Annotated in this window: 24 protein-coding genes, 1 tRNA gene and 1 pseudogene; 7 read left to right on the top strand and 19 right to left on the bottom strand. The window is 70.1% G+C overall.

What is annotated here, in order from left to right; genetic code table 11:
• Positions 1-119 precede the first annotated feature (119 nt).
• The 7 genes and pseudogenes from ACGHC0_RS09820 to ACGHC0_RS09790 form a co-directional block, all read right to left on the bottom strand.
• A complete protein-coding gene (locus ACGHC0_RS09820) occupies positions 120-524 on the bottom strand; it encodes a thioredoxin family protein (protein ID WP_415268083.1) in 405 nt (134 codons plus the stop codon).
• Positions 525-590: 66 nt separating this feature from the next.
• Positions 591-1913 carry a c-type cytochrome gene (locus ACGHC0_RS09815; RefSeq protein ID WP_415268082.1) on the bottom strand — a complete coding sequence of 441 codons (1323 nt, stop codon included), beginning with the start codon at positions 1911-1913 and terminating at the stop codon, positions 591-593.
• Positions 1910-2782: a c-type cytochrome gene (locus ACGHC0_RS09810; RefSeq protein ID WP_415268081.1), complete on the bottom strand. Its 873-nt coding sequence runs from the start codon at positions 2780-2782 to the stop codon at positions 1910-1912. The genes ACGHC0_RS09815 and ACGHC0_RS09810 overlap by 4 nt, the downstream gene beginning before the upstream one ends.
• A 155-nt stretch (positions 2783-2937) precedes the next feature.
• On the bottom strand, positions 2938-5097 hold the full coding sequence (locus ACGHC0_RS09805) for an alpha/beta hydrolase domain-containing protein (RefSeq protein WP_415268080.1): 2160 nt from the start codon (positions 5095-5097) through the stop codon (positions 2938-2940).
• A 168-nt stretch (positions 5098-5265) separates the two neighbouring features.
• The gene (locus tag ACGHC0_RS09800; protein WP_415268079.1) at positions 5266-6258 is read right to left on the bottom strand and encodes a Bug family tripartite tricarboxylate transporter substrate binding protein; all 993 of its coding nucleotides are present in this window, start codon (positions 6256-6258) and stop codon (positions 5266-5268) included.
• 52 nt (positions 6259-6310) lie between these two features.
• Positions 6311-6703: a hypothetical protein gene (locus ACGHC0_RS09795; RefSeq protein ID WP_368355030.1), complete on the bottom strand. Its 393-nt coding sequence runs from the start codon at positions 6701-6703 to the stop codon at positions 6311-6313.
• Positions 6704-7025: 322 nt separating this feature from the next.
• Positions 7026-8069: pseudogene (locus ACGHC0_RS09790) on the bottom strand (acyclic terpene utilization AtuA family protein); the annotation flags it as partial.
• A 128-nt stretch (positions 8070-8197) separates the two neighbouring features.
• Between ACGHC0_RS09790 and ACGHC0_RS09785 the strand changes: the two are divergent.
• Positions 8198-9094 carry a LysR family transcriptional regulator gene (locus ACGHC0_RS09785; protein WP_368355028.1) on the top strand — a complete coding sequence of 299 codons (897 nt, stop codon included), beginning with the start codon at positions 8198-8200 and terminating at the stop codon, positions 9092-9094.
• A gap of 38 nt (positions 9095-9132) precedes the next feature.
• Positions 9133-10725, top strand: coding sequence for a diguanylate cyclase (locus ACGHC0_RS09780; RefSeq protein WP_368355027.1), 1593 nt, complete (start codon positions 9133-9135; stop codon positions 10723-10725).
• Between the two features lie 54 nt (positions 10726-10779).
• On the opposite strand, the gene ACGHC0_RS09775 is transcribed toward ACGHC0_RS09780, so the two are convergent.
• From ACGHC0_RS09775 to ACGHC0_RS09760, 4 genes are all read right to left on the bottom strand, one after another.
• Positions 10780-11793 (bottom strand): expansin EXLX1 family cellulose-binding protein, encoded by a 1014-nt coding sequence (locus ACGHC0_RS09775; protein ID WP_368355026.1) that lies wholly within the window; start codon positions 11791-11793, stop codon positions 10780-10782.
• 127 nt (positions 11794-11920) lie between these two features.
• A complete protein-coding gene (locus tag ACGHC0_RS09770; RefSeq protein WP_368355025.1) occupies positions 11921-12055 on the bottom strand; it encodes a hypothetical protein in 135 nt (44 codons plus the stop codon).
• Positions 12056-12173: 118 nt separating this feature from the next.
• The gene (locus ACGHC0_RS09765; protein ID WP_368355024.1) at positions 12174-13130 is read right to left on the bottom strand and encodes a phytanoyl-CoA dioxygenase family protein; all 957 of its coding nucleotides are present in this window, start codon (positions 13128-13130) and stop codon (positions 12174-12176) included.
• 211 nt (positions 13131-13341) lie between these two features.
• Positions 13342-13635: a DUF2789 domain-containing protein gene (locus ACGHC0_RS09760; RefSeq protein WP_368355023.1), complete on the bottom strand. Its 294-nt coding sequence runs from the start codon at positions 13633-13635 to the stop codon at positions 13342-13344.
• 161 nt (positions 13636-13796) lie between these two features.
• Between ACGHC0_RS09760 and ACGHC0_RS09755 the strand changes: the two genes are divergently transcribed.
• From ACGHC0_RS09755 to ACGHC0_RS09740, 4 genes are all read left to right on the top strand, one after another.
• Positions 13797-14663 carry a DNA/RNA non-specific endonuclease gene (locus ACGHC0_RS09755; protein ID WP_405045343.1) on the top strand — a complete coding sequence of 289 codons (867 nt, stop codon included), beginning with the start codon at positions 13797-13799 and terminating at the stop codon, positions 14661-14663.
• A gap of 83 nt (positions 14664-14746) precedes the next feature.
• A complete protein-coding gene (locus tag ACGHC0_RS09750) occupies positions 14747-15055 on the top strand; it encodes a hypothetical protein (RefSeq protein ID WP_019700497.1) in 309 nt (102 codons plus the stop codon).
• A gap of 69 nt (positions 15056-15124) precedes the next feature.
• Positions 15125-16063 (top strand): bifunctional Delta(1)-pyrroline-2-carboxylate/Delta(1)-piperideine-2-carboxylate reductase, encoded by a 939-nt coding sequence (gene lhpI, locus ACGHC0_RS09745; protein ID WP_415268078.1) that lies wholly within the window; start codon positions 15125-15127, stop codon positions 16061-16063.
• A gap of 178 nt (positions 16064-16241) precedes the next feature.
• Positions 16242-17381, top strand: coding sequence for a branched-chain amino acid ABC transporter substrate-binding protein (locus tag ACGHC0_RS09740; protein WP_415268399.1), 1140 nt, complete (start codon positions 16242-16244; stop codon positions 17379-17381).
• 86 nt (positions 17382-17467) lie between these two features.
• Here the strand turns inward: ACGHC0_RS09740 and ACGHC0_RS09735 are convergent, their stop codons facing one another.
• The 6 genes from ACGHC0_RS09735 to tolB form a co-directional block, all read right to left on the bottom strand.
• Positions 17468-17902: a DUF1810 domain-containing protein gene (locus ACGHC0_RS09735; protein ID WP_415268077.1), complete on the bottom strand. Its 435-nt coding sequence runs from the start codon at positions 17900-17902 to the stop codon at positions 17468-17470.
• Between the two features lie 162 nt (positions 17903-18064).
• Positions 18065-18140, bottom strand: a tRNA-Lys gene (locus ACGHC0_RS09730).
• A 45-nt stretch (positions 18141-18185) separates the two neighbouring features.
• Positions 18186-19085 (bottom strand): ThiF family adenylyltransferase, encoded by a 900-nt coding sequence (locus ACGHC0_RS09725; RefSeq protein WP_415268076.1) that lies wholly within the window; start codon positions 19083-19085, stop codon positions 18186-18188.
• A complete protein-coding gene (ybgF, locus tag ACGHC0_RS09720) occupies positions 19082-19888 on the bottom strand; it encodes a tol-pal system protein YbgF (protein ID WP_368355017.1) in 807 nt (268 codons plus the stop codon). Before ybgF ends, ACGHC0_RS09725 begins: the two co-directional genes overlap by 4 nt.
• Positions 19888-20433 (bottom strand): peptidoglycan-associated lipoprotein Pal, encoded by a 546-nt coding sequence (gene pal, locus ACGHC0_RS09715; protein ID WP_107132643.1) that lies wholly within the window; start codon positions 20431-20433, stop codon positions 19888-19890. Before pal ends, ybgF begins: the two co-directional genes overlap by 1 nt.
• Positions 20434-20498: 65 nt before the next feature.
• On the bottom strand, positions 20499-21815 hold the full coding sequence (gene tolB / locus ACGHC0_RS09710; RefSeq protein WP_368355015.1) for a Tol-Pal system beta propeller repeat protein TolB: 1317 nt from the start codon (positions 21813-21815) through the stop codon (positions 20499-20501).
• A 136-nt stretch (positions 21816-21951) separates the two neighbouring features.
• On the opposite strand from tolB, the gene msbA reads away from it, so the two are divergent.
• Positions 21952-23754: a lipid A export permease/ATP-binding protein MsbA gene (gene msbA / locus ACGHC0_RS09705; protein WP_415268075.1), complete on the top strand. Its 1803-nt coding sequence runs from the start codon at positions 21952-21954 to the stop codon at positions 23752-23754.
• A gap of 25 nt (positions 23755-23779) precedes the next feature.
• Here the strand turns inward: msbA and ACGHC0_RS09700 are convergent, their stop codons facing one another.
• Together ACGHC0_RS09700 and ACGHC0_RS09695 are read right to left on the bottom strand one after the other, a co-directional pair.
• Complete coding sequence (locus tag ACGHC0_RS09700) at positions 23780-24475, bottom strand: ankyrin repeat domain-containing protein (protein ID WP_368355013.1); 696 nt, start codon at positions 24473-24475, stop codon at positions 23780-23782.
• Positions 24472-25281: a TatD family hydrolase gene (locus ACGHC0_RS09695; protein WP_415268074.1), complete on the bottom strand. Its 810-nt coding sequence runs from the start codon at positions 25279-25281 to the stop codon at positions 24472-24474. Before ACGHC0_RS09695 ends, ACGHC0_RS09700 begins: the two co-directional genes overlap by 4 nt.
• Positions 25282-25410 lie beyond the last annotated feature (129 nt).

Below are 25410 nucleotides of genomic sequence, written 5' to 3'. Positions count from 1 at the left end.
CGGTGGGGACCCGCCCGTTTGGCCGTGAAGCCCTTATTGTAGCCTGCTGCGCGTGGCTTTGCCAAGCCGGCGGCATGCAATTTGCATTGCAGGCGCGCCACAAATGTGGCTGCGCCGCGTCAGCCTGGCGCTCCGGCACGCGCCTGGCGGATGCGCTCGAACACCGCCTGGGCCTGGGCGTCCACGGGAGGCGCAGCCCCCTCCTGCTGCAGGGCGGCGAGCATGCGCGCCAGCACGCCGGACTGGGGCAGCACGGGGCCGAGGAAGCGCGCATGGGTGCCGTCGGCCACGAGCACGGTGGGGAAAGTTTCCACATCGAGGTCGCCGGCCAGGTCCTCCTCGTCCTCCACGTCCACCCATTCGAATCGGACATCCGTATGGGCGGCACGCAGGGCCTCGAAAACGGCGCCGTACTCACGGCATACGCCGCACCAGGCAGCGCACAGGCAGACCACCCACCAGCCCGGGGCGGCGGGGGGGCCGCCGGCGGAAAGCGGTGCTGGTGGAGAAATGGTGTCCGGCATGGATTTTTTCAACAGTCTTGGAAAAACGGGCGCAAGGGATCGAGGGCGGGAAGGAAGGATGCCGCCTCAGCGTCCCCGGCGCCCCCGTGCGCGGTACACGTCGATGGTACCCACCCCGGGCGCCCGGTTGCCCCAGGCGTTGCGTACGAAGGTGGCCACGGCGCCCACGTCGTCGTCGCCCAGCACCTGCGTGAAGGGCGGCATGCCGTGCGGCCGCGGATTGCCGGGCGTCACCGGAGGATAGCCGCCCTGGAGGATGGTACGCACCACGTTCACCGGCGATTCGAGCTGCACCGCGCGGTTGCCGGCCAGTGGAGGGAACGCCCCCGGTCGGCCCTGCCCGCCATCGCCGTGGCACTGTGCGCAGTGGCGGGCATAGACCGCTCCGCCCTGCTCCATCACGGGCCGGGACGGCGGCGGCGATGCCGCGGGCGCGAGACCTTCCGGCGCGGGCAGCGCACGCAGGTAGGCCGCGATGGCGCGCAGGTCCGCGTCGGCCAGGTACTGCGTGCTGCGGAAGACCACCTCGGCCATCGGTCCGGTCACCGTGCCGCGCGGTGCGGTCCCGTCGCGCAGCAGGGCGACCACCTCGTCCACGGGCCAGTCGGCCACGCCGGCCTCGTGCACCGTGTCCAGGGCCGGCGCATACCAGTTCTGCACGGGGATGAGCCCGCCGCGCAGGGCACCGGCATCGCGCGTGGCGCCCAGGGCATTGCGCGGGCTGTGGCAGGCCGCGCAATGCCCCAGGCCCTGCACGAGGTAGCGGCCACGGTTCCAGTCGGCCGGCCTGTCCGGCTCGGGAGCGAGCCCCCCCGGCCGGAAGAACAGCGCCCGCCACACGGCGAGCGCGGCCTGGGTGCCATAGGGAAAACCGAGCGCGTGCGGGCGCGCGGCCTGGCGCACCGGCGGCAGGCTGCGCAGGTAGGCGTGGATCGCGTCGGCATCCTCCCGCGTCACGTGCGTGTAGCTGGGATACGGGAACGCCGGATAGAGCAGCCGCCCGTCCCGCGAACGGCCGTGGTGCAGGGCGCGCCAGAAGGCGGCATCCGACCAGCGGCCCAGCCCGGTGTCGGGGTCGGGCGTGAGGTTGGTGCTGTAGACCGTGCCGAACGGCGTCTCGATGCCACGGCCGCCCGCGAACGGGGCGCCGCCCGGCTCGGTATGGCAGGCCATGCAGTTGCCGGCCCGGGCCAGGTATTCGCCCCGTGAGATGGCCTGCGGCGTGGCGGGCCCGGGCGGGCCGTCGTCCTGCGGCAGCGGGGCTTCGCCCCAGCGGTTGAGCATGGCCACGAGCACCGCGCAGGCGGCCAGGCCGGCCAGCAAGGCCATACCTGCGCGCGCAGGCCAGCGCCGCCAGAAGCCCCGTGCGCGCGGTGGCGGCCCGCTCATGGCGTGCTCCCCCGCACGGACACATCCACGCCGCCGCAAGGCATGGGCAACGGGCCGGCGGGTGCGTCCGCGGGCTTGCCGCTGCCGGCCACCGGCTGGGCGGCGAGCCAGGCCGAGATGGCGCTCACGTCCTCGGAGGTGAGCTGCCGTGCCACGCGGGCCATGCAATCGGGCGCCTGCGAACGGCGCTGGCCGGTCTGCCAGGCGCCGATCTGGCTGTTGAGATAGTCGCGCGGCAGGCCGACGAGCGCGGGAATGGCCGGCTGCACGCCGGTCATGGCGCCGCCGTGGCATTGGACGCAGGCGGGTATGCCGCGGGCGGCATCACCCTCGCGCACCAGCCGGCGGCCCTGCTCCAGTGTCGCCGGGGGAGCCTGGGGCGGAGGCGGCGCGGCGTAGGGAAGGTCCAGCGCGGAGAAATGTTGTGCAATCTCGCGCAGATAGTCGTCCGTCATGTGCTCGAGCAGGTAGGACATCTGCGGATAGCTCCGGCGCCCGTCGCGGAAGTTCAGGAGCTGGTGGTACAGGTAGCCCGCGGGTTTGCCGGCGATGCGCGGAAAGTAGCCCTGCTGGGTCGCCCGCCCTTCCCGGCCGTGGCAGGCCGTGCAGGCGATGACCCGGTCGGCCATGCCGGCGGCCGGCGCCGGCGTGGCAGGCACCTGGGCCTCGACGGGTGCTTGTGCCGTGGCAGGGCTGGTGGCGCCCACCATCGCAGCCATCGTCACTGCCGCCGCCCACCGCCCTGCCTTGCCCACCCGTCCGGCCCGGCGGACCATCGCCGCCTCGCCGGGCCGGAGCCGGGCCGTGCAACGGTGCAGCAGGAAAGAAAGGAATGCATGCCAGGGCGGGCCTGGGGGTATGGGCGGCATGGGGATTTGTCTCTTCGTTCGTCGTACGGGCGGGGCGCCCTGCCCCGCCACTCTACGCACCCCCGGCCGGCACGTACAGCCCGCCACGTCACACCGACGCACTCCACGCCGGGATCCGCCCCGGACGCGCAAGCGTCCAGGGCGCCGGCGGCGGCTCAGGGCAGGATGTTGGCCGCGCGCGCCTTGGCCACGATCGCGTCGGCGTCGCGGCGCAGCAGCAGGCGCTGCGCCACCAGCCCGTCGGCGGCGCGGGACACGGCGGCCACGTATCCCGCCTGCGAGCCGTACAGCTCTTCCAGCGACGGCCGCCCGTCGCCCGCGGCCAGGCGCGCAGCGCGTGTCTTGTGGAACGGGATGAAGCTGCCGGTGAGGTTCGCGAGATCGACGATGCCGGGCGTGGCCACCTCGTTGAACTCGATGCTCGTGCCCAGCGGCGCCAGGGCCTCCACGCTCTGGATGCCGGCGCGCGCCAGCCCGGTCGCCGGATCCACCTGCGGCACCAGGATGGCGTAGTCACGCCCCACCACCCGCGGAGGCAGGACCGTGGCGATGCCCGACTCGTCCTGCGGCACATATTGCGGCCCGAAGTCCAGCAGGGTGAAGCCGTTGTAGCGCGCCTGGTAGCGGAACTCCGGAATCGGGGCCTGCACGCCGCCCGTGCTCCAGGTCAGCCCCTTCATGGCCGGATAGGCGACCTGGTCCGGGCGCACCAGCGTGCCGTCCGCGATGCGGGGCACCTGGCTGGCCGGCGGCTCGGTGCCGCGCACCACCCAGTCCTCCAGCGCGAGGAACAGGGCCCGGAAGGTGTCGTTGAAATGCACCACGGTGCCGGCGGGATAGACGGTGCGCGATGGCGCGTAGCTGATGCTTTCCACCCCGCCAGCCCCGCCGTGCTGCGTGCTCGCGTAGTAGTAGATGCGCGCATTGGCAGGCTGGGCGATGTCGCGCCGGCCCTGCGCATCGGTGAGCACGGGCGAGCCCTGCAGTTGCCAGAACTCGGTGCCCGACAGGCCCAGGAAGAAACGCGGGCAGGTACCGGTCGCGCTGCAGCGGCGCATCACCCCGCCCCCGCGGCCGCTCACCGCATCCACGTAATCCGCCGCCAGTCCGCGCGGCGCCGTCTGCCCGAAGGCCGTGTGGTCGGTGCGCAAGCCGCCACCGCCGCCGGGCACGGCGAAGCGGGTGTTGACATTGGTCTGCCGCGCGGCGACATGGGCGTAGATGCCGTCGAACACCATGCCGCCGTCCAGCCGCTGGTTGAAACCCAGGTGCAGGAAGGTCTTCATGGCATTGCCCGACTGGGACGTGCCCTGTCCGATCACGTGCGTGATGCGGCCCGCCAGCGGATTGGCCCGGCCATCCGCATCGGCGGCCCTGCCGCGGAAGAAGCCCACGGTGTCGCGCAATGCGGCAAGCCCCACGCCCATGACCTTCGGGTCCTTGGCCACATAGACCAGTTCGTACAGATACTGCGGATCGAACCCGCCGCGCAGGCAGACGCTGGCGGGGCTGGGCGTGCCGGGGAAGGGGTTGGCCCCGGTATCGCAGGCGGCGAACTTCCAGTCCGCGGCCGGTATGGCTTCGCGCGGATCCGTCTCGTTGCGGCGGCGCGTGAGCGAATAGCCCGGCTGCGTGTTGTCCAGTGCCGCGGGCTCGTAGGGAATCATGGTGCCGTTGAAGACGCCTCCGGGCAGCGCCATGGCCGCGGCCGCGGCGGTGGGCACCAGCTCCGTGCGGTACGGGCCGGTGATGCTGCTACCGTCGGCGTTGCGGGCCACGGGCACGGTGGCGGTGAGCCGCGCGGGAGAGGTCTTGGGCACGTCGCCCTGCCATGCGGAATAGAGGAAGGTGTAGCCCCGCTCGAAATACACCGCATCGCCCGGCACGGCCGCCGGGTTGGGCAGCGTAAGGATGTTGCCGCGGTTGGGCGCGTCGTAGCGCAGAACGCCGCCGGCCCTGGACATGTCCTTGGGCTTGAGCAACACGAAGTCGGCGCTGTACTCCACCATGCCGCGGCTGTTGCGCGGAGCGAGCTGCAGGTCCTGGATGACCGCGTTGCGCGGGTCCGCCGGATCGAGTTCGCCCTGCACCGTGCCCGACACTTTTTCATACGCGCCCACGCTGCCGTAGCTGCCCGGAAAGTCTTCCGTGGCAGCGATGGTGAGGCGCAGCTTCGGTGCGCCGTCCGCCAGCGTCGATGAACCGCCGCCGCCACATGCGGCCAGCAGCGCGGTGGCCGCGAACGCCGCGGCGGCGGCCGCGGGGAATGGGCGCCGCGGGCGGGCGCGCCGGGATATGGCTTGAGGAAAATGCATGGCGATGTCTCCAGTGTTGTCGTTGTGGAATGCGCAAGCCGCCACCAGGAACGCCGGACTGCGGGGCGCGACCGCCCCTGGCGATGCGCGACGCCATGCGATCCGGGCACGAAGCGCCCTGTGCGGACTGCCGGGCGGCCAGCCCGGCACATCAGGTGGGTGCGGGGCCTATTCCGGATCGATGCCGGCGGCCTTGATCACCTTGCCCCACTTCTGCGTCTCGGCCGCCTGGAAGCGGGCCAGCTCGGCCGACGTGGTGGTCCAGGGCTCTGAGCCGGCGGTGTCGTAGAACGACTTCGCCGCGGCGCTCTGCGTGGCGGCGGTCAACAGCTCGTTCAGCCGCGACACCACGGGTGCCGGTGTTCCGGCAGGCACGTACGCCGCGAACCAGTAGCCCATGTCGTAGCCCTTGACGCCCGCCTCCTCCAGGGTCGGCACGTCCGGCAGCTGCGCGCTGCGCTTCTGCGTGGAGTAGCCCAGCGCGCGCAGCTTGCCCGACTTGATCTGCGGCACGCCGGTGGAGGTGTCGGTGATCATCATGTCGATCTGCCCGCCCAGCAGGTCGGTGATGGCGAGCGGATTGCTCTTGTAGGGCACGTGCAGGATGTCCACGCCGGCCAGTTGCTTGAGCATTTCCCCGGCCATGCGGCTGGAAGAGCTGCCGCTGCCGAAGCTCAGCTTGCCCGGGTTCTTCTTCGCGGCGGCCAGCAGGTCGGCCACGCTGCGGTAGGGTGCACCGGCATTCACCACCAGCACCTGCCCGCCCTTGCCCAGGCCCGTGACGGGCACGAAATCCTTCACCGGGTCATAAGGCAGCTTGCGGTACAGATGCTCGTTGGCCGCGTGGGTGGTGTTCGTCGTGATGAGCACCATGTAGCCGTCCGGCGGCGCCTTGGCCACCGCCTGGGCGGCGATCATGCCGCTCGCGCCGGCCTTGTTGTCCACCACCACGGGCTGCTTCGTATCGGTGGTGGTCGCCTGCCCCAGGGCGCGCGCGAGCTGGTCGGTGGCGCTGCCGGCGGCGAACGGCACCACGAAGGTGAGCGGCTTGGACGGATAGGCGGCCGGCTGGGCCGTGACGGATGCGGCAGGGCCGAACAGGGCGAAGGCGGCTGCCAGGGCCGCGCGGCGGCGCGACAGGCGGAAGGCGGAATGGTTCATGGTGGCGTTGTCTCCTTGTGGATTTATGTGGGAAGGTGCGGGCGCTCCGCCGTCAGGGCGGGCCGGCCAGGTGCTGCGCGAGCGCGGCGGGCACCTGCAGGGGCAGGTCCAGCAGCAGGTAGGCGAGCGCCTTGCCGTGGCTGTCGAGATTGAGGGAATCGTTCACGCCGCCGTCGAGCACGTCGTCGATCACGAAGTTCATCGCGTGCAGCTGCGGCAGCAGGTAGCGGCGCACGCGGCTCGGTTGGCGCTGCTCGAACCGGCGCGCTACGGCGTCTTCGGTCACCTGCTCCACCAGCACGTCCCAGAGCGCCGGATGCCAGGCGATCACACTGATGTTCGAGCGGTTGCCCTTGTCGCCCGTGCGCCCGTGCGCGAGCCGGTAGAGCGGCACGGCGATGTGCTCGCCGGAGGCCGCCTCGGCGGCCGAATGCGGAAGATCCATCGCGTCCGTCCTTTCAATCCATGAACCGGTGACCGGCCGGCACCGACTCGCGCGGCACCAGGCACGACACCATGCCCAGGCGCGGCCGCATGGCGGTGCGCACGCCGCCACCGCCCGCCGGGCCGCAGCAGTACAGGGCCGTGACCTCCCGCACCAGTTGCCGGGCCGCCGCATGGTCGCGGTGCTGCAGCGCTGCGCGCAGCCGCACGTCGCGGGCGTCCCCCGGGAGCGCCTCGTCCAGCCAGCGGCTGGTGTCGTCCCCGAACACGCTGGTCACGCCGATCAGGTCCAGGCGCAGCGGCGCGACGCCGGCCAGGCGCTCGCGCAGTGTCTCGCCCGCCAGCCGCGCCCGCGCCTCGGCCCGGGGGCCGGCGTAGGAGATCTCGCCCTCGGCGAACCAGCCAGCCTCGAAGCACACGTTCACCTTCAGGGCCGCGGGGCGCGGGTGCCCGCGCACGCCCTCGAGCCGCACGCGGCCCGGAGCGATCTCGCGCACCGTCGCGGCGGTGATGTCCGCCACCACGTCGGGGGTGAGATAGGCGGCCGGATCGTGCAGTTCGTACAGCAGTTGCTCCTTCACCGTGCGCTCGTCGATGCGCCCGCCCGTGCCCTCCGGCTTGGACAGCGTGCAGTGGCCGTCGGCATCGATCTCGGCGATGGGATAGCCCAATTGCGCCATGCCGGGCACGTCCTTGTAGCCCGGGTCGGCGAAGTATCCGCCGGTGACCTGCGCGCCGCATTCCAGCAGATGCCCGGCCATGGTGGCGCGGGCCAGGCGGTCCCAGTCGTCGAGCCTCCAGCCGAAATGCGCCAAGGCGGGCCCGACGACGAGCGAAGGATCCGCCACCCGCCCGCACACCACGATATCGGCCCCCTCGCGCAGCGCCCCGGCGATCGGCTCCGCGCCGATATAGGCATTGGCGCTCACCACCGGCTCGGCGGGCAGCGCGGCGCCCAGGGCGCCGGACAGCAGCGGCTGGTGGCCTGGACCGCTCAGGTCGTCGCCGTGCACCACGGCCACGCGCGGGCGCCGCAGGCCGAGTTCAGCGGCCAGCTGGTGGATGCGGCGCGCGGCACCTTCCGGATTCGCGGCGCCGAAATTGCTCACGATGCGGATCCCGTGCTCCAGGCAGAGCGCGAGCACCGGGCGCAGCAACTCGTCGAGCAGCGTTTCGAAACCGGCCTGCGGGTCCGTCCTGCGGGCCAGTTGCGCGAGGGCCAGCGTGCGCTCCGCGAGCGTCTCGAAGATGAGCACGGCCGGGCCGCCACTGCCGATCAGTGCCCGCACCACGGGCAGCGCGGCATCGGTGCGGTCGCCCGAAAAGCCGGCCGCGCAGCCGATGCGCAAGATGTCTCCATTCGCCATGCGTTGTGGTCTCCTGGACCCAATGTAGGCGCCGCGACTTGTTTCGTGAAATAGATTGTTAAGATGGATTCATCCGTTTTTCCGATCAATCCACCGGCCGCATCCGCCACGCCGCCCTGCCCCGTCCCATGCATCTTTCCAGCCGCCACATCGATGCGTTCCTGGCACTGGCGCAGGAGCGCAGTTTCACGCGGGCGGCGGGCCTGTGCCATCTTTCGCAGCCGGCGTTCAGCGCCCTCGTGCGCTCGCTGGAGGAAGGCCTCGGGCTGCGCCTGTTCGACCGCAGCACGCGCCATGTGGAGCTGACCCCGGAGGGCCTGCAGTTCCTGGAGTCCGCGCGGCGCCTGCGCGCGGAGATCGACAGCGCGATCGGCCTGGCGCGCGATGCGGCTCAATTGCGGCGCGGCCGGGTGTCCCTGGCGCTGCTGCCCTCGCTGGCAGCCGGCTGGCTGCCCGGGATCCTGGCCGGGTTCCGGGCCGACCATCCCCGGATCGAGCTCGACATCGCCGACGTGCTGTCCGAGCCCTGCATCGAACGCGTGGCATCGGGCCGGGCGGACTTCGCACTGGCAGCCATCCGAGCAGACACCCCCTCCCTGCAGGCCGAAGCGTTCTGCAGCGACGGCTTCCATCTCGTATGCCGCGCCGACCACCCGCTCGCGAAACGCCGTCGCCGCGGCGGCCTGCAGGTGCAGGACCTCGCGCCCTGGCCGTTCGTGCACCTCGCGCGCACCAGCAGCGTACGGCAGTACCTGGAGGCTGCCATCCATCCCCATGCCATGAACACGCTGATGGAGGTGGAACAGCTCGCCACCGTCATGGGCATGGTGCGGGCGGGCATCGGCATCAGCGTGGTGCCCACGCTCACGCTCTTCCATTTCTCGCAGCCCGGCCTCGTGACGCGGCCGCTGTCGCTGCCGGCGCTGACGCGCCAGATCTTCCTGGTGCGCCGCCGCGACCGGGAGTTGTCCGTCGCCGCCCGGGAGCTCTATCGCAGGGTGATGGAATGTCGCCCGGCAGTGTGAGAATAGCCAGCCACAGCCCAGCAGCGCCCCGCCCATCCATGTCCACCGCCCCTCCGGAACCGTCGTTGCCTTCCGCTCCACCGCAGGGATCCGGCCCGGACCGCTCCCTGCCACTCGCCGTCGGCTTCGTCGTCCTGGTGGCCTTGCTGCTCATCGGCTCGAACGTGTGGCTGGCCTGGCGGGCCCAGCAGGCCGAATGGCAGCAGGCACAGGTCTTCGCCAAGAACCTGTCCCGGGCCGTGGCGCAGCAGATGGACGGCCTTGCCACGGAGGTGGGTCGCGCGCTGGTTTCCATCCAGTACGAACTGGAGCGCGACGACCTGTCGCCCGCGCAACTGGACACGCTGCAGCCCGTGCTGGTCAACCAGGTGTCCCTGGCGGAACACCTGCATGGGCTGTTCGTCTTCGGCAAAAACGGTGAATGGCTCGTGCACAGTCTGCCGATACCGCCTCCGGCAGCCAACAATTCCGACCGCGAATACTTCGTCCACCACCGCGACAATCCCAGCACCCTGACCTACGTCAGCAAGCCCCTGAAGAGCCGGACGACGGGGGAATGGGTCATCCCGCTGTCCCGCCGCATCAACGATGCCCAGGGCGGGTTCGCGGGCGTGGTGCTCGCCACCCTGCGCGTCCGGCACGTGCAGCAGGTGCTGCAGGGCTTCGACGTGGGACACAAGGGCGCCATCGCGCTGCTGCGGACCGACGGCACCGTGCTGACGCGCGAGCCCTTCCGCGTGGAAGACCTCGGGCGCATGCTGCCGGTTTCGCAGCTGCAGCAATTCCTCAGCTCCCGATCGGGCATCTCCGTCATGCCGTCGCCCATCGACGGCGTGGTGCGCCTCGTCAGTTTCGAGTACGCGCGCAATGTCCCGCTCGCTGCGGCCGTGGCGCTGTCCGAGGATGAGATCCTCGCGGAGTGGCGCAGGGCCACGGCCGTGCAGTTCGCAGGCATCCTGCTCCTGCTCGCCGTGATCGGCCCTGCGGGGGTCTACCTGATCCGCACCGTGAAATTGCGGCGGGATGCCGACCTCCGGCTGCGCACGACTCACGAGGCGCTGGTCGAGGCGCACGCGCGCATGGAGCACATGGCAGAGCACGACGGACTCACCGGAGTGCACAACCGGCGGGCCTACGACCGGCGCATCCGCGAAGTGATGGCGCAGTGCCGGCGCTACCAGCGGCCTGTTTCGGTGGTGATGTTCGACGTCGATTTCTTCAAGCGCTACAACGACGCCCTGGGGCACCTGGAGGGGGACGAATGCCTGCGCCGTGTGGCGCACGCGCTGGCGGGATCGATCCGCCGGCCCGGGGACTTCATCGCCCGTTATGGCGGCGAGGAGTTCGCCATCGTCCTGCCGGAAACCGATGCGCCGGGCGCCCTGCAGGTGGCCCAGGCCGCCCGCTCCGCGGTCATCGCCCTGCGCCTGCCGCACCCCGGCAGCCCCTCCGGCCACGTCACCGTGAGCGGGGGCGTCGCCTGCTGCCCGGGGCTCGCACCTGAAACGCCGGAAGAACTGCTGGGCCGCGCCGACACGGCCCTCTACGAAGCCAAACAGCAGGGCCGCGACCGGATCGTGGTGGCGGGCGGACAGCAGCCCGCCACCCCCCGATCCGGCGCGGGGCATTGACACCCGCCGGAAGGAAGGACCGCGGCCCGGAAACAGGCCGGGGCCGGACAACGCTCAGCGGTTGGCGCAGAAGCCGAACTGCACGCTGGCACCGGCCTGCAGGGTGCGGTTCCAGGCCGCACCCTGGGCAAGAAGCTCGTTGCCCGTCTGGGTCACCTGGGAGTCCCAGGCGTTATAGACCGTTCCCGCCACGGGAATGCGCACGGCCCAGTCCACCGGACCGGCATTGGGATTGGTCACGGTCACATTCAGGCAATAGCCCTGGCCCCAGTCGCTGTTGACACTGGTGGCATAGGTGACCGGGCCGGTGGCGGGCGCCGGCGGCGTGGAATCCGGTACGGACCAGGCCGAACCGGCTGCGGGCAGCACCGAGGGGAACTGCACGCCCAGCGGCAGCTCGGGCCCCACGCTCAGCGGCACGCCGGACACCTCCAGCACCTGGCCGAACACATCGGTGATTTTCAGGTCGAACGGCCCCGGTCCCATGCCGCCCGGCGCGAGGAAGTAGTTGTACATCTGCCGCTCCAGCGGCACATAGGTACCGCCCGAACCGCTCGTGCGATAGGCGAGCGATGCCACCGCATTGCGCTGGTTGCGCACCTGCAGGGCGCTCCACGAAGCGCTCGAGCCTTCCTTGAAAACCACGGACGCCTGCGCATCGGGCCCCGACACATAGCGCCAGCGCAGCGAGACGATGCCCGCTTCCATCGGGGCGATCTGCGCGAAAGCCGGGATCGCCAGATCCAGCCCGTGCGGCGGGCAGTCGGGGCAGCGGTTGTCCACGCGCACCACCACCTTCTTCGACGTCGCGGGGTTCAGCACCTCGAGGTAGGCCCCGCACGCCTGCGAGCCCTGGTAGTCGGAATCATTGATGGCGACGGTCAACACATGCTCCGGAAACGGCAGGCTGCAATTGCCGCCGCCATCGTAGCCATAGAACGTGCCGCGCCCGGTATAGGTCTCCCCCGGAGTGCCTTGCGCGGCCACCGGCAGCGCGACAGCCAGCGCCAGCCAGCCCAAAGCCCGCGCGCAGCGCGGGCCGAATACGGAAAACAGAGATTTCGACATGGGTCCCTCCCGACATGGTGCGGCGCCTGGCGACCATCGCCAGCGTCCGCCGTCGGCCCGGAGGACGGAGCGGTCATCGCGCTCCGCCCTGCCCGGGCCTCCCATGCCGGTTGTACCCGGCCGGTACTCACCAGGGAATCATGAATGCGAAGAGAATCACCGCCAAAGCGATGCCGGCGACCCACAGGGTGCGGGCACTGGCGAACCGGTTGCGGCTCGAGGACGTGGGGACGGCGCCAGCCGAGTTGCGTGGTGCGTTCATGGGATCTTCTCCATCGACGGTTTGTGAGGATCCCAAGGTAACCCGTCGCGCCTCGCGCCCCGCGTCGGACAAGGCCATGCGCACGGGTCGCGCAATGTCCCGACCCGCCGCACGCCGCTCAGATCCACTCGTCCTGCGCCGGCGCATCGGCCGGAAAGAAGTTGAGGTACTGCACCAGGCGGGGCCGGTCTTCGGTGTTCGGCCGGCTGCCGTGCGGCAGGGCGTGGTGCCAGATGATGAGATCGCCGGCGCGCCCGGCGATGGGCATCGCGCCCAGCGCCTGGAGGTCCTGCATGCGGGCGGATGCCGGCCCCCCGGGCAGACCGTCCAGCCATGCCCCGAGCCGGTGGTGGAATCCGGGCACGAGGGTGAACGCCCCCTGTTCCGCCCGGGTGTCCGCCAGGTACAGGATGCCCTGCGTGCCGAAAGGCACCGGCATCCGCAGGCTGACGTCCCAGTGCAGGTGCGGGCCGCGGAACCGGTGGGAAGGCGTTTCCGGGGCATTGAACCCCACGCGGTCGGTGGTGCACCACAGGTCCGCCGTGCCCCACAGCTGGGCGAACGCCTTGTGGATGCGCAGGTTGCGCCGGTTGCGCTCCAGGGCCTCGTGCTGGAATAGCTGCACCATGATGCCGTGGTCGTTGAAGGGATACCAGCTGGCGGGATCCTCCGGCCGCGCGCCGAGAAACGTCCAGATGGCCCCGGCCGCGGCAGCGGTATCGTCCGGAGGTATGGCGTCGTGCAGCACCACATAGCCCTGCGCCTCCCAGGAGGCCAGGTCGTCCTCGGACAGCACCGGCTCCATGCGATCCACCTCGGCAATCAACTGCCGAGCTTCGGGCGGTGGAGGCAGCCCTGCCAGTGCGGCCTCCAGCCGTGCCACCCGGTCCGTGGGCGGGTCCCCCGCCGTTTCCTGCAGCCACCGCGCAAAGTCATGGAAGTCCGCTGCGTCGTTCCGGCCGAACCACGCATGGAACGGCTCGATCCCGATGCCCAGGGCATGCAGCACCCAGTGGTCCTCGCGCCACTGCCGCATCGGCACCTCTTGCGCACGCCCCCGTCGCGCCAGCGCCATGCGCGACCACGCGCCTTCGAGGGCAGCGATGCCCTGCCATCCGGCCGCATGTGCGCTGCCGACGGGATCCGCCGATTCCTTGCCGCCTGGACCGTCTCCACCATCCCTCATCGTCCCTCCGCGCCTCTCGCCCGCAAAATTGCCTGCACATTCTCTCCAGATGCAGGGCACACGGAAGGGGGACGGGCCGGGTTCTCCGGCGGGATGGCGATCAGCGCGCGGGCACGGCCTCGGCGCTGCCCGGCACTTCCGCTTCGGTGCGCCGCTCCACCGCATCGGCATGCAGCGCTTCGTTGAACTGGTCCACCACCATGGCCCAGGGCGCGTCGGCCTTGAGCTGCTCCGCCAGGAACTGGCGCTGCGCATCGTTCCAGAAGGGCGCATCGGCCACCTGCACCCCGGCACCGAGCTGGTGGGTATGGATGAAGCGGGTGATGGCGTCCGGGTCTTCCTCCAGGCCCAGTTGCAGGAACAGGTTGGTCATCGTCGGTTCGGTGGTGATCATGGGAAGGCTCCTGGTGTGCTATCGATGCACCGACCTTAGGGCGTGCCGGCAGGCCGGCACGTCAGACAACGCAGCGTTGGCCGGTCAGGGCGGACACGGCCGGCAGCATCTGTTGCGTGCGCAAGCCCTGGCAGGGCACCGGCGCGGGTTCTAATCGGAGGATGGTCCAGCAGAAGCAACCGCGCAGAAAGAAATCCTCCCGCTCCCCGTCCATCACCCTCCTGCACCGGTCCTCCGGCCGCATGCGCCGGCTGCTGGTCTCCCTGTTCAGCTGCGCGGTCGTGGGCCTGCAGGTCACGAGCTGCGGCATCCACCCCACGCAGGGCCCCTGGCCCGGCAACGCCGCCCAGCCCACGCGCGCCGGCCAGTTCACGGAGTGCCGCCAGCACTTCGCCGGCGGCGTGCCGCCCCTCACCCCCGATGCGCCCCGGCTGCGCGAGCTGTGCTTCGACGCCTTCGCGGTGCTGCACAGCGGCAACACGCGCACCCCCGTGTATGTGGCCGAGCGGCTCAACCGCCAGATCCTGCAGCAGGCCCGGCAGCAGCACCGCACCGACCACTTCTACGCGGACGCGCGGCTGCCGCGCGGCGAGCGCGCCGAACTCGAGGACTACCGCGGCTCGGGCTATGCCCGCGGCCACATGGCGCCCGCGGGCGACATGGGCACGCCCGAAGCCATGGCGCAGTCCTTCAGCCTCGCCAACATGGTGCCGCAGGACCCGAAGCAGAACAGCGGCCCCTGGTCACGGATCGAAGAGGACACGCGCCGCTATGCACTGCGCGCGCGCGGCGACGTGTATGTCATCACCGGCCCCGTCTTCGAGCCCGGAGCCAGGACCATCGGCGCCGGACAAGTGGCCGTGCCATCACACCTGTTCAAGCTGGTGTACGACGCCGAGACCGGTCGCTCGTGGGCGCACTGGCAGCAGAATGCGCCCGGCGCCACTGCAGGCCCGCCCATCACCCTGCAGGAGGTGGAGCGCCGCACCGGCATGCGGCTGCTGCCCTCCCCGGCGCCCGCGCATTGACGCATCTCCGGAAACGCCCCCTTCCCACCTGCCCTTCAATGGCTGTATATTCATACAGTCATTGCTACTTCAGGAGAAAAGGCATGCCCGAAACCGCCACCCTCGCCTACACCGTCGCCCTGTGCGATTTCCCCGAACTGCCGCAGCGCGAGCGCACCGCCGCAGAGGCCCGCTACGCCCGGGTGCTGGAGCGCCAGCTCGGCGGCCCGGAAGGCGTGGCCGGATCGCTCGCCGCAGTGCAGTGCCTGCAGGACGGCGACGAGGCCCCCGAAGGCACGGACCCGATGGCCACCATCAACCGATGGGCCCGCGCGGCGGCGGCCGCGCGCACCGCCGGCATGCAGGGCCTGGGGGAGTCGGAAGGAGCGTATTTCGAGGTGCGGCTGGCCTGACGGCCTTCGGGCTGCCAGCCTGCGGGAGGACAATGCCGGGCTCCTTCCCATCCCTACCGGAGCCACGACATGACCTCCGCACTTCCCGCGCAGGCCGCGGCCTTGCACGCCTGCGACCAGGCAGCCACGGCCCATGCCCTGCCATTCGCTACGCTGGTGCCGGCCATCGAGGCCGCCGCCGTCGAATTCCACCGCGGTGAGATCGCCAGCCCGGAACGCCTCGCGCTGCCGCTGGGCCAGGGCGGCGTGTTGCTCAGCATGCCGGCGGTGGCGCACGACCTCGGCATCCACAAGCTGGTCACCGTGCAGCCGGGCAACGCCGCCCGGGAGTTGCCGACACTGCACGGCATCGTCACGGTGTGCGATGCGCCGTCCGGCCGGCCGCTGTGCCAGCTCCATGGCCCGGAACTCACGGGCCGCCGCACGGCGGCCGTCTCGATGGTGGCGCTGGGCCGGCTGCTGGGGCAGGCACCACGGCAGGTACTGCTCATCGGCACGGGCGTGCAGGCCCGGCACCACCTCCAGGCCATACGGGAGCTGCACCCCGCCTGCAAGGTGCTCGTTCGTGGCCGGACCGCCGTGGCGGCGCAGGCTTTCTGCACGCAGGCCGCAGCGCCCTCCGCCGTCCAGCCCTGCACCGGGGCCATTCCGGACGCGGTCGATGCGGTCATCGCGCTCACCACCGCCACAGCCCCCATCTACGACGAGCCCGCCCGCGCCGGGCGCGTGGTGATCGGCGTCGGCGCCTTCAGGCCCGGCATGGCCGAGATCGGCGCCACCACCCTGCAGGGCAGCGACCTGTACGCCGACGACCCGGCGGGCGCCCGGCACGAGGCTGGCGACCTGATCCGCGCACAGGTGGACTGGAGCAGCGTCCATCCGCTCGCGTCGCTGATCATGGCCGGGCCCGACCGCAGCCGTCCGGCGGTCTTCAAGAGCGTGGGCACGGCCGCCTGGGATCTCGCGGCCGCGCGGGTCGCCATCCGGTCGCTCGGCATCGCCGTGTGATCTGCACCACCTCGTTTTCTGCGGGCACTGCGCCAGAGCGCACCGAAAGCGTGCGCACAATCGGGGGTTTTTGCCGGGACGCCCAGCCACGAGCCAAGCGGCCCCTTCCGGCCTGCCGGGGCACCAGGCCCATCCGATCGCCGTGCCCCATCCCTGCATCACAAGGAACAACATGCCACTGAGCAAGACCCGAAAGATTTTCCGCCTGACCGCCATGGCCCTGGGACTGGCCTGCGCGGTTGCCCATGCCCGGGCACAGGAACGTGTCCGCATCGGCTTCATGAGCCCCGTCACGGGCCCGCAGGCGGCCAACGGAGGAAACAACCGCGACGGCGCGCTGCTCGCCATCAAGGAACTGAACGCCAAGGGCGTCAAGGTGGCCGGCAAGCCCGTGGTGTTCGAGCTGGACATCAACGACGACGTGGCCGACCCCAAGCAGGGCGTGCAGGTCGCCCAGACCCTGGCCGACAAGAAGATCCGCTTCGTGCTCGGCCCCTACAACTCGGGCGTCACGGTGCCGGCCGCCCGGGTGCTGAACGACTCGGACATCCTCACGCTCACCGTGGCCTCCAACCCGAAGATCACGGAACTCGGCTACGGCACGCTGTTCCGCATCGGCGCCAGCGACAACCAGCTGGGCACCAAGATGGCCACCTACGCGGCGCAGGACCTGAAGCTCAAGACGGTGGCCGTGATCGACGACCGCACCGCCTACGGCCAGGGCGTCGCGCGCGAATTCACGGCGCAGGCCAGGCGCCTGGGCCTGCAGGTGGTCGCCACCGAATTCACCACCGACAAGGCCACGGATTTCAGCGCCATCCTGACCAACATCCGCGGCGCCAAGGCCGAGGCCGTGTTCTACGGCGGCTACTCGCCCCAGGGCGGCCCGCTGCTCAAGCAGATGCGCGCTCTCGGCATCACCGGCCCCCTGCTCGGGGGCGATGGCATCTGTTCCACCGAAACCGCCAACCTGGCCCAGCTCACCGATGACCTGAACGTCTATTGCACCCAGGGCGGCTCGATGCTGGACAAGAGCGACAAGGGCCAGAAGTTCGCCGAGCGCTACCGCGCCGAATACAAGCGCGACCCGCTCACCTATGCCGCCGCCTTCTACGACGGCATGCACCTGCTGGCCAATGCCATGGAGACTGCCCAGTCCACCACCGACACGAAGAAGATCGCGCAGGCGATCGCCAACGGCAAATATGCCGGCGTGACCGGCGAGTTCTCGTACGACGCGAAACACGACCTGAAGTCGTCGGCGGTGACGGTGTACACCTTCAAGGGCAAGGACGTGGTGCCGCTGAAGAGCCTGTGACCAGGATGGGCCCCGGCTCCACCCGGGGCCGGGGCCTGGAGCAAACCTTTCGGCAGTAATGCCGCTGCGGCGTCAGGCGTCAGGCGTCAGGCCATCGAACCCAGCAACTCCAGCGTGCGCGCATCCTTCACGCCATCGAAGTACCGGGCCAGCACGGCATCGAAACAGCTGCCCGGTTCTGCGACTTCGGCGAACAGCGTCATGCTGGAGCGGAGCTTGATGTCGTCGGGGGAACCGAAGATCCCATGGGCGGACAGGCCGTGATCCAGGCCGAGCAGGACGCGGCAGGCTTCGCACAGGCGCTCGCCGAGCACGGGATGCTCCAGGTAGGCCGCGGCCTCCGCGCGGCTCTGGATGGCGTAGCGTTGCGCCATGTCGCTGTGGCCCAGGCCCTGGATCTGGGGGAAGATGAACCACATCCAGTGGGAGCGCTTTTTCCCGGCGTTCAGTTCAGACAGTACCCGGTCCCAGACAGGTTCCTGGGCATCGATGAAGCGGTCAAGGAGGACGGACGTGGGCATCGGCCCATTCTAGAAGCGCACCCCAAAAAAGCGGCCCGTGGAACGCGATGCCAGGCAAGCCTTGCTTTGGACAAGAGCCATTCGGACACGGCCTGTCAGACCGCCAGCCTTCGGAAAATAAAAAACCCTGCTACGTTTTGCATAGCAGGGTTTCCTGATTTTTGGTAGGACGTACAAGATTCGAACTTGTGACCAACGGATTAAAAGTCCGCTGCTCTACCAACTGAGCTAACGTCCCAACATTGCTGCCACGGCCCGGAAGCCGCAACAGCAAAGACTCAAATTATAGCGCCACTTTGGGGCCCGAACCAGATTCGGCGAGCCGGTCGAGCACCCAGCCCGCGGCACACTGGCCGAAGGTGGCGGTGACCGACACCACCGATCCGTAGCCGTGGCAGTTCAGGGTGCCATCGGCGCCGGCATCCACCGCGCACGAGGCATGCGGAGGCGCCACGGCTTCGCGGCTGAACACGCAGGTGATGCCGATCCGGCGCCCCTCGCGCGCGGCGCCGTGCTGCTTGCGCAGGCGGTAGCGCAGCTGCGCGAGCAAGGGATCGTGCGTGGTCCGGGAGAGATCGTCGATGTCCACCTTGTGGGCCAGGCGCTTGCCGCCGGCCGCGCCCACGCTGATGAAGCGGTGGTGGCCATGGCGCAGCCTTAGCGCCCAGGCGGCCATGGCCGCCTTGGCGTGGACCTGGTCGCAGGCATCGATGACCGCGTCCACGCCCTCGGGAAGGATGCCGGGCCAGTTGCCGGGCTCGACGAATTCCTCGATGCAGCGGACATCGCAGCCCGGGTGGATGAGCGCGATGCGGTCGCGCATGGCTTCCACCTTGGCCTGCCCCACGGTGGTGGACAGGGCATGGATCTGGCGGTTCACGTTGGATTCCGCCACGTTGTCGAGATCGATGAGCGTGAGCCGCCCCACCCCGCTGCGGGCCAGGGCCTCGACGGCCCAGGAGCCGACACCGCCCACGCCGACCACGGCCACATGGGCCGCACGGATGCGGGCGGCGCCCTCCACGCCGTAGAGGCGCTCCAGCCCGCCGAAGCGGCGGCGCAGGTCGGCGTCGAGGGGGAAGAGATCTTGCGCTCCCGGGCCAGGGCCCGAGGAAGGGAATGCAGAGGGCCGGGCCGTCTCCAGCGCCGCCCCCTGCGCATGCTGCTGCACCGGCGTGCTCACTTGAGCCGCGCGAGGCGTTCCTTGGCCGCGGCAGCGGCTTCGGACTGCGGATAGGCGCGCAGCAGGTCTTCCAGCGTCTTGCGCGCGGCGCGCGTGTCCTTCAGCTCGATCTGGCAGTTGGCGATCGACAGGGCGGCTTCCGGTGCGCGCGCATGGTCGGGCGACGCGGCCAGCAGGGCCTTGAAGTTGTTGATCGCTTCCTTGTAGTCGCGCGTGGCGTACTGGGCGTTGCCCAGCCAGAACCGGGCCGAGGGCACGTAGCCGCTGCGGGGATACTGGCGCAGGAAGTTGCCGAAGGCGGACACGGCATCGGGGAACTTGCCCGAGCGGAACACGGCCAGAGCGGCTTCGAAGTCGCGCTTTTCCGTGGGATCGGCCTGGAATTCCTGGCCGTCCATGGTCACCTTGGCGGGTTCGAACTGCTTGAGGCGTTCGTCCACGCCCTGGGCGATGTCCTTCTGCCGGCGTTGCAGGTCGGCCACGTCGCGCTGCAGCTGCTCGTTCTGGCCGCGCAGGCTGGCCTGCTCGGAGCGCAGGGTTTCGATCTGCGATTGCAGGTCGATGAGGCTGCGGCGCATCTGGGACGTCTCGTCCGAACTGCGGCGCTGGTCGCCGCCCAGTTGCTGCTGGAGCGCATCGACGCGCTGGCGCAATTCGAGGATGGCGCGGCGGGCCTCGTCGTCCTCGAAGAGCGCGGCATGGCTGGCCGTGGCACCGAAGCCGGCCGCCAGCGACAGCGCGGCGAGCGCCGCCGCCTTGCGGACGCGCTCACGCGTCCGCTGCTGCACGGTGGAGATGGCCATCAACGGTAGGACAGTTCAACGCGGCGGTTCTGCGAGAAGGCGTCTTCCGTGTTGCCTTGCACCGCGGGCTTTTCCTTGCCGAAGCTCACGGCTTCCATCTGGGCGTCGGGCACGCCCAGCAGGCCCAGCGCGCGGCGCACGGCCTCGGCACGCTTCTGGCCCAGGGCCAGGTTGTATTCGCGGCCGCCGCGGTCGTCGGTGTGGCCTTCGATCATGACCTTGCGGCCCTGGCTGGCCTTGATGAACCTGGCGTGCTGCTCGATGAGCGACTGGTACTCGGGCTTCACGACGTAGCTGTCGAAGTCGAAGTACACGATGCGGGCCACGCCGACCGGGCCGGCAGCGTCGCGCGCCGACTGGTTCAGGTCCACGGGAGCGACGCCGCTCTGGGAATTTCCGTTGGCATTGGCACCGTTGGGGGCCGTGGAGGTCGCGCCCTTGTTCTCGACGGGCACATCCTCCAGCTTCACGCCGGAGCTGCAACCGGCCATGAGGGCGGCGACGGTGAGGGCCAGGGAAATGCGTTTGAAGGGAAGATTGATCATTGGGATGGTTCTCCTAGTCCGGATAAGGCGTTACTGTCGAGTCTGAAAAACGAAAAAGATTCAAATTATTGTTTCTGGAACGGACCCCAGTCCGGCTCACGGATATCGCCGCTCTGGCCCGCCAGGCGGGCCTTGATCTTGCCGTCCAGCGTGGTGGTCATCAGCGCTTCGCGGCCCTGCTGCTGGGTCGCATAGACGATGAGTTTGCCATTGGGCGCGAAGCTCGGGCTCTCATCGGCCGTGGTGTCGGTGATGGCGGTCACGCTGCCGGACGTCAGATCCATGACGTGCAGTTTGAAAGCCCCTCCCACACGGGAGATGTAGGCCAACCACTTGCCGTCGGGGCTGATGCTCGGAGAAATGTTGTAGGTGCCCGTGAAGGTGACGCGCTCGGCGCTTCCACCCGTGGCGGGCACGCGGTAGATCTGCGGGGCGCCACCGCGGTCGCTCACGAAATAGATGCTGCGGCCGTCGCTGGAATAGGTGGGCTCGGTGTCGATGCCCGAACTCTGCATCAGACGGCGCGGCTCGCCGCCGTTGGCGTCGATCGTGTAGAGCTGGGAGCTGCCGTCGCGGCTGAGGGTGACGGCGAGCGTACGGCCGTCCGGCGACCAGGCGGGCGCGCTGTTGGAGCCGCGGAAGTTGGCGATCAGGCGGCGCCGGCCGGTCGAGACGTCGTGCACATACACCACGGGCTTGCGCGACTCGAACGACACGTAGGCGAGCTGCGTGCCGGAGGGCGACCAGGCCGGCGAGATGATGGGCTCGGGACTGGAGAGCGCCGACTGGGCGTTCTCGCCGTCGGCGTCCGCCACCCACAGGCTGTAGCGGCTGCCGGCCTTGGTGACGTAGGCGATGCGGGTCGAGAAGATGCCGCGCTGGCCGGTGAGCTTCTCGTACACGTAGTCGGCGATGCGGTGGGCGACGAGCCGCAGGTCGGCCTGCGTGACCACGAAGCTCTGGCCGCCCTTGTCTTCGCCGCGCACCGTCTCCCAGAGGCGGAAGCGCACATCGTAGCGGCCGTCGGGCAGGCGCGTGATGCTGCCGGTGGTGAGCGAATCGGCGCCCTTCTGCTTCCAGAGGGCGACATCGGGGCGGGAGTTTTCGTCCAGTTGCGGACCGGAGGCGTCCACGGCGCGAAACTGGCCGCTGCGCTCCAGGTCGGCCTGCACAATGGCGGAGATCTTCTGCGGCGCGCTTTCTTCGCCGCGGAACGGCGCGATGGCGGTCGGCAGCTGGGTCAGGCCCACGCCGGTGATCTCTACGCGGAACTGCGCGAAGGCGGGAAAGGAGGCTGCGGAGGCGAGGGCCACGATGGCGTGGCGGCGCGTGGCGTGCGGCAGGGCCGCGGCGAGGGGATGGGATGGGCGGTCTGAAGTCATTGACAGCGTTGGGATACCGGGCCATTCGCCGGAGGGAAACCGGAAAGGTCAGGGGCCGAATGTTACACACAGGGCGGACAGCCCTGTGACAAACTGTGCAAGTTGCCGGCGCGGTCCTACGTAGAATCCGCCCTTCATGCAAGCCTCCGCCCCCCAGGGATCCCCCGCGACGGACACCGCCGCGGCTCCCGCATCCGCCCCCCCTTCCCTGTTCGCGCGCCTGCGGCGCATGTCCTCGTACTTCGGGGGACAGCGCCTCGCCTGGTCGCTGGCGGTGCTGGCCACCGTGGTGGCCGCGGTGACCGAGCCGCTGATCCCCGCGCTGCTCAAGCCCTTGCTCGACCAGGGCTTCACGGAAGGCTCGCTCAAGCTCTGGCTGGTGCCGGTGGCCGTCATGGGGGTGTTCTTCATACGCGGTCTCGCGCAGTTCGGCGGGCAGTACGCCCTGGCCCGCATCGCCAACGAAGGCATGCTGAAGCTGCGCGAGACGCTGTTCGAGCGCCTGCTGTCGGCGGAGATGGCGCTGTTTTCCCGCCAGTCGGCGAGCACCCTGTCGAACACGGTGGTGTACGAAGTGCAGAACGGCGCCACGCAGCTGGTGCAGGCGCTGCTGGGCATTTCGCGCGATGGCTTCACGCTGGTGGCGCTGCTGGTGTACCTGCTCTACCTGAACTGGCAGCTGACGCTCATCGTCGCGTTCCTGGTGCCCGGCGTGGCCTGGATCATGAAGACGCTGTCGCGCCGCCTCTACCAGATCACCAAGAGCAGCCAGGAGGCGACGGACCAGCTCGCCTACGTGGTGGAGGAAAACGTGCTGGCCCACCGCATGGTGCGGCTGCACAGCGCCCAGCCCGGGCAGGCGCGGCGTTTCGGGGTGCTCAGCCAGAGCCTGCGGCGCCTGGCGATCAAGGCCACGATCGCCTCGGCCGCGATGACCCCGCTGACGCAATTGCTGGCCGCGGCGGCGCTGTCGGCCGTGATCTGCGTGGCGCTCTGGCAGAGCCACATCGGACAGACGCGGGAAGTGACCGTGGGCGGCTTCGCGGCCTTCATGGCGGCGATGCTGATGCTGATCGCGCCCATCCGCCGGCTGGCGGACGTGGCCAACCCGCTGACGCGCGGCGTCGCCGCGCTGGAGCGCGGCCTGGTACTGCTGGAGAGCGCACCGGCCGAGTCGGGCGGCCAGCACGCGCCGAAGGAGCGGGCACAGGGAGCGCTGGAGCTCGAGGGCGTGACGGTGGCTTTCGGTGCCGAGCAGGCGCCCGCGCTGGACCGGCTGCACCTGTCGGTGCGGCCCGGCGAGGTCGTCGCGCTGGTGGGTCCCTCGGGCGCCGGCAAGACCACGCTGGTGAACCTGCTGCCGCGCTTCCTGCAGCCCACCGAGGGACGCGTGCTGCTCGACGGCCGGCCCCTGGAGGAATGGAACCTGTCCGCGCTGCGCTCGCAGTTCGCCATGGTGAGCCAGGACGTGGTGATGTTCAACGACACCGTGGCGGCCAACGTGGCCCTGGGCGCGGACGTGGACGAGGCACGCGTGCAGGCCTGCCTGGAAGCGGCCAACCTGTCGGCGCACGTGGCGTCGATGCCCCAGGGCATGCACACGCTGGTGGGCCACAACGCCGTTCAGCTCTCCGGCGGCCAGCGCCAGCGCCTGGCGATCGCGCGGGCACTCTACAAGGATGCGCCGATCCTGATCCTGGACGAGGCCACCTCGGCCCTCGACACCGAATCCGAGCGGCTGGTGCAGGATGCCCTGCAGCGCCTCATGCGCGGGCGCACCACGCTGGTGATCGCGCACCGTCTCTCCACCATCGAGCATGCCGACCGGGTGGTGGTGATGGAGCGCGGCCGCATCGTGGAACAGGGCACGGATGCCGAACTGCAGGCGCGCGGCGGGCTCTATGCGCGCCTGAAGGGCTCCGCCCTCGCGGGCGGCTGAGGGACGGCCTCCACCCGCTACCCGGTCACCACTTGCCGCGGTTGGGCTGGCGGCGCTGCAGGGCCTGCGCGACGAGGTCCACCATGTCCTGCCGCGCAGCGCGCCGGGCGAAGTCCGCGGCGGTGAGGCCGAGCTGGTTCTTGATGGTGGGGTCCGCGCCCTGCTCCACCAGGAAGCGCGCCACGTCGGCCCGGCCATAGCTCACGGCCATCATGAGCGGCGTGGTGCCGTTGGGGGACTCGGCGTCGATGTAGGCGCTCTGGTCGATGAGCAGGCGGGTGATTTCCAGCTGCTGGTCGGTGGTGCCGGAAGCGGCATAGTGCAGCGGGGTCCAGCCGGTCTTGTTGACGTCGCCATCCTTGGCGATGAGCGCGCGCACGGCGGCGACCTGCCCGCGCAGGCAGGCGATCATGAGCGGGCTTTCGTCCTTGGAGTTGCGCGTTTCCACCTTGATGCCGGGCGCGGCCATGAGCGCGTCGAACGCCCGCATCGAGCCCTGCTGCAGGGCCAGCGTGAGGCCGACGTCGCCCTTCGGGTTGCGCGTGTTGGGATCGAACCCGCGCCGCACGAGCGCGGTGATGTCGTCGCCCTGGTCGCGCACGATGGCGGTGAAGAAATCGTCATAGGCGCCTGCGTGCGCGCAGGCGGCACACAGGCCCGCGCCGGCCAGCGCAGCGGCGGAGACGAACAGGCGCCGCGACAGGTGGCGAAGCTGCGTCATGGAGCATCCTTTCGGAAAAAGAGCGTGTCGAAATTCCGGCTCGTGGCCTCGCCCACGGCCTCGGCCTGCATGCCCCTAAGCGCCGCGATCTGCTGCGCCACGAAGGGCACGTAGGACGGGTTGTTGGTCTTGCCCCGGTAGGGCACGGGCGCGAGGTAGGGGCTGTCGGTCTCGATGAGCATGCGGTCGAGCGGCACGAAGGCCGCCACGTCGCGCAGCGGCTGGGCATTCTTGAAGGTGAGGATGCCCGAGAACGAGATGTAGTAGCCGAGGTCCAGCGCCGCGCGCGCCACCTCGGCCGTCTCGGTGAAGCAGTGGAAGACGCCGCCCGCGCGGTTGCCCGCGCCGTCCTCGCCCTCTTCCCGGAGGATGGCGAGGGTGTCGTCGGAAGCGCTGCGGGTATGGATCACCAGCGGCTTGCCGCAGGCCCGTGCCGCGCGGATGTGGGTGCGGAAGCGCTCGCGCTGCCACTCCAGGTCGGCGATGCTGCGGCCGCCCTTGCGGTCTTCCATGCCGTAGTAGTCCAGCCCCGTCTCGCCGATGGCGATGACCCGGGGCAGCGCGGCGCGGTCCAGCAGGTCCTGCACCGACGGCTCGGTGACGCCCTCGTTGTCGGGGTGCACGCCCACCGTGCTCCAGAAGTTGTCGTGGGCGAGCGCGAGCGCATGCACGTCGCCGAACTCCTCCATGGTGGTGCAGATGCACAGCGCGCGGGTGACACGCGCCTCGTCCATGGCCTGGCGGATGGCGGGCAGTTGCGCGGACAGTTCGGGAAAGCTCAGGTGGCAGTGCGAATCGGTGAACATGGCAGCAGGAATGTTAGGCGGCGCCGGGCGCCACGGCCGTAGGAGAACGGCGGCACGGCCGGGTTCCGGCCGGGGAAAGGACGCCGGCCCTCGGGCAGCGGAGCGGTCGCGAGGGCGCACCGGCCCGTT

It is taken from the genome of Acidovorax sacchari (assembly GCF_042847045.1).
GTDB classification, from domain to species: domain Bacteria; phylum Pseudomonadota; class Gammaproteobacteria; order Burkholderiales; family Burkholderiaceae_C; genus Paracidovorax; species Paracidovorax sacchari.
The sequence above is the reverse complement of the archived record's forward strand: the minus strand, read 5'-3'. Positions and strand labels throughout refer to the sequence as shown.

Coding starts and splice junctions, on each gene's coding strand:
- ACGHC0_RS09820 (WP_415268083.1), bottom strand. CDS start 524: ATGCCGGACACCATTTCTCCACCAGCACCGCTTTCCGCCGGCGGCCCC.
- ACGHC0_RS09815 (WP_415268082.1), bottom strand. CDS start 1,913: ATGAGCGGGCCGCCACCGCGCGCACGGGGCTTCTGGCGGCGCTGGCCT.
- ACGHC0_RS09810 (WP_415268081.1), bottom strand. CDS start 2,782: ATGCCGCCCATACCCCCAGGCCCGCCCTGGCATGCATTCCTTTCTTTC.
- ACGHC0_RS09805 (WP_415268080.1), bottom strand. CDS start 5,097: ATGCATTTTCCTCAAGCCATATCCCGGCGCGCCCGCCCGCGGCGCCCA.
- ACGHC0_RS09800 (WP_415268079.1), bottom strand. CDS start 6,258: ATGAACCATTCCGCCTTCCGCCTGTCGCGCCGCCGCGCGGCCCTGGCA.
- ACGHC0_RS09795 (WP_368355030.1), bottom strand. CDS start 6,703: ATGGATCTTCCGCATTCGGCCGCCGAGGCGGCCTCCGGCGAGCACATC.
- ACGHC0_RS09785 (WP_368355028.1), top strand. CDS start 8,198: ATGCATCTTTCCAGCCGCCACATCGATGCGTTCCTGGCACTGGCGCAG.
- ACGHC0_RS09780 (WP_368355027.1), top strand. CDS start 9,133: ATGTCCACCGCCCCTCCGGAACCGTCGTTGCCTTCCGCTCCACCGCAG.
- ACGHC0_RS09775 (WP_368355026.1), bottom strand. CDS start 11,793: ATGTCGAAATCTCTGTTTTCCGTATTCGGCCCGCGCTGCGCGCGGGCT.
- ACGHC0_RS09770 (WP_368355025.1), bottom strand. CDS start 12,055: ATGAACGCACCACGCAACTCGGCTGGCGCCGTCCCCACGTCCTCGAGC.
- ACGHC0_RS09765 (WP_368355024.1), bottom strand. CDS start 13,130: ATGGCGCTGGCGCGACGGGGGCGTGCGCAAGAGGTGCCGATGCGGCAG.
- ACGHC0_RS09760 (WP_368355023.1), bottom strand. CDS start 13,635: ATGATCACCACCGAACCGACGATGACCAACCTGTTCCTGCAACTGGGC.
- ACGHC0_RS09755 (WP_405045343.1), top strand. CDS start 13,797: ATGGTCCAGCAGAAGCAACCGCGCAGAAAGAAATCCTCCCGCTCCCCG.
- ACGHC0_RS09750 (WP_019700497.1), top strand. CDS start 14,747: ATGCCCGAAACCGCCACCCTCGCCTACACCGTCGCCCTGTGCGATTTC.
- lhpI (WP_415268078.1), top strand. CDS start 15,125: ATGACCTCCGCACTTCCCGCGCAGGCCGCGGCCTTGCACGCCTGCGAC.
- ACGHC0_RS09735 (WP_415268077.1), bottom strand. CDS start 17,902: ATGCCCACGTCCGTCCTCCTTGACCGCTTCATCGATGCCCAGGAACCT.
- ybgF (WP_368355017.1), bottom strand. CDS start 19,888: ATGGCCATCTCCACCGTGCAGCAGCGGACGCGTGAGCGCGTCCGCAAG.
- pal (WP_107132643.1), bottom strand. CDS start 20,433: ATGATCAATCTTCCCTTCAAACGCATTTCCCTGGCCCTCACCGTCGCC.
- tolB (WP_368355015.1), bottom strand. CDS start 21,815: ATGACTTCAGACCGCCCATCCCATCCCCTCGCCGCGGCCCTGCCGCAC.
- msbA (WP_415268075.1), top strand. CDS start 21,952: ATGCAAGCCTCCGCCCCCCAGGGATCCCCCGCGACGGACACCGCCGCG.
- ACGHC0_RS09700 (WP_368355013.1), bottom strand. CDS start 24,475: ATGACGCAGCTTCGCCACCTGTCGCGGCGCCTGTTCGTCTCCGCCGCT.
- ACGHC0_RS09695 (WP_415268074.1), bottom strand. CDS start 25,281: ATGTTCACCGATTCGCACTGCCACCTGAGCTTTCCCGAACTGTCCGCG.